This is a genomic window from Falsiroseomonas sp. HW251 (assembly GCF_050563545.1).
Lineage (GTDB): Bacteria > Pseudomonadota > Alphaproteobacteria > Acetobacterales > Acetobacteraceae > Falsiroseomonas.
This window is the reverse complement of sequence record NZ_JBNXUM010000082.1, coordinates 1-1,345: the sequence shown is the minus strand read 5'-3', so window position 1 is coordinate 1,345 and position 1,345 is coordinate 1. Positions and strand designations below refer to the sequence as shown.

Below are 1,345 nucleotides of genomic sequence, written 5' to 3'. Positions count from 1 at the left end.
CTGACTCACTTTCCGTGCAGGACGTGCGGATCATGCGTAAGCGGTCAGTCGTGCGCGGAGCAGGTCCAACTTGCCGCGGCCGTACATCTGTCGGCGCAGCAGCTTCAGCCTGGTGATGTTGCCTTCGGTCGGGCCGTTCGACCACGTCTCGGTCAGCGCGGCCTTGACCGCGGCCAGGTCGGCGGAGATGCCGCGGCCGAACGCTGCCAGCATGCTCGTCGTCGCTTCTGCCACCCAGTCTTGCAGCGTCTCCGGGGTCCGGCCGCGCACCATGCCGTGGAAGCGATCGACGAGCGCTCTCGCGGTCGCCAGCCTTGGCACCGCCGCTTCGACGGCCGCCACCATGACCGCCTCCGCCGCCGTCAGGCGACTGCGACTGCTCAACATGGTGCGCGCGATGACCCGCGCAGGCGGCAGCCTCTCGGCAACGGCACCGTCAGTTTGTTCGCTTCGTCGCCGACGCGTGGCCCACTCGCCGACGACCCGCAGGCTGCCACCGAAGCCCTGGCCGCGCAGGCACCGCCAGAGCTCCGCACCGTTGCGGCAGCCGGCAGACCACGCCTTGTCGAGCGCGACGAACCATGGCGCCAGGCTGCTCTGGCGGCTGCGGAAGACTTCGTCGTCGGCATTGCGCAGTACGGCGCGGACCAGCTTGCGGCTCCGTCCGGTGCGCCGGGCGATCTCCTTGATCGCGGTTCCCGCGCTAGCCATCGCGCGCATAGCGCTGTTCTCCTCGCGCCGACGCAGGTAGCCCTCATGCTGGAGCCGCTCGGCGGCGCTGAGCAGGTCGGGATCAACGACGCCGGCCCCGAGGGCGCGGCGGATCGGTCCCATCTCGCTTCTGACGGCTTGCAGGAAGGTGGCGCTCGCATTCTCCATCAGGTGCCACCGATCGGCGACCTGCACCGCCAGCGGTGCCGCCGCGGTTATCGCGCCGGCATAGCCGCCGGCACGATCCCGCGCCACGACGCGGATGCCTGGGTGGGACGACAGCCAGGCCTTCACGGTTGCAGGCTCGCGGTCGGGCAGGAGGTCGATCACGCGCCGTCGCTCGAGGTCGCAGATGATCGTGCCGTAGCGTTGGCCACGCCGCCACGCCCATTCATCGATGCCGATGATGCACGGGCCAGGCTCGGTGGCGGGCACGCGTCGACGCACGACGCGAAGCAGGGTGTCCTTGCTGACCGGCAGCATGAGGCGGCGGGCCAGGCTGGCTGCGGGGCGGCCGCCCAGCGCGATGCCGAGGCGATGCACGAGATCCTCGAGCCGGGCCGTCCGGCGTGCCCATCCCGCCGCGATGCGCCCATCGAGCCGCTCGACGAAGGTCTGGCGCCGGCAGGCGCGA

Annotated in this window: 1 protein-coding gene; it reads right to left on the bottom strand. The window is 71.0% G+C overall.

Translation table 11 applies throughout. From position 1 onward, the window contains the following. Positions 1–30: 30 nt before the first annotated feature. The coding region (locus ACLF3M_RS35240) for an ISL3 family transposase (protein ID WP_430661686.1) at positions 31–1,345 on the bottom strand (1,315 nt) is incomplete at its 5' end.